The 603-nt window shown below is 74.1% G+C and carries 1 protein-coding gene; it reads right to left on the minus strand.

Translation table 11 applies throughout. The annotated features are described in order from the left end of the window. Window positions 1-96: 96 nt before the first annotated feature. Window positions 97-393, minus strand: a complete 297-nt coding sequence (locus FNQ90_RS26035) for a hypothetical protein (protein WP_182608539.1) — start codon at window positions 391-393, stop codon at window positions 97-99. Between the last annotated feature and the right edge of the window lie 210 nt (window positions 394-603).

Below are 603 nucleotides of genomic sequence, written 5' to 3' on the forward strand. Positions count from 1 at the left end.
GGTGGCGACCACGGGCACACGAAACCGCTCCCCGGCAGGCGCGGCCGGGGAGCGGGCCGCCCGGTGGGGCCGGGGCGCCGTCGCCCAAGCCCCGGCTCAGCCGAGGAATCCGCCGTTGACGATGCCCATGTACAGGCCGAAACCGGCCCCGCCCATCCCGATGACGAGCAGGAAGCGCTCACCGGTGGTCGCGGAGACCATCTGTCCCCAGCCGCCCACCAGGACGCCGATCAGACCGGCCCAGGACGCGAGGGCGTGGAGGCCGGTGAAGAAACCGGAGACGGCGGCGACGACCCCCAGGGCGATCGTCACGAACGCCAGGGCGTTCTCCCGTGGATGGGCGCGGCCGTCGGTGTTGAGCAGGGACAACGCGCTGCGCGGGGCGTGGGCCATGACGCACCTCCTGGCGTGTGCCGGTACCCCCGAGTGTGGCGGCTTCTGCCCGGATTTCAACCGGAGGGCCGTGACGGGTAGGGTGTGGTGTCCGCATCGTGTCGGTGTTCGCCCGACGCCCCCGGTCGCCGCGCGCCCCGGCCTCGGTCCGATCCCCGATCGGTCCCCGGAGCCCGACCCGCCGGTGTCCCGGCCCCGTCTGTTCCCGCC

This window comes from Streptomyces alkaliphilus, assembly GCF_014141535.1.
GTDB classification, from domain to species: Bacteria; Actinomycetota; Actinomycetes; order Streptomycetales; family Streptomycetaceae; genus Streptomyces; species Streptomyces alkaliphilus.

Coding starts and splice junctions, on each gene's coding strand:
- FNQ90_RS26035 (WP_182608539.1), bottom strand. CDS start 393: ATGGCCCACGCCCCGCGCAGCGCGTTGTCCCTGCTCAACACCGACGGC.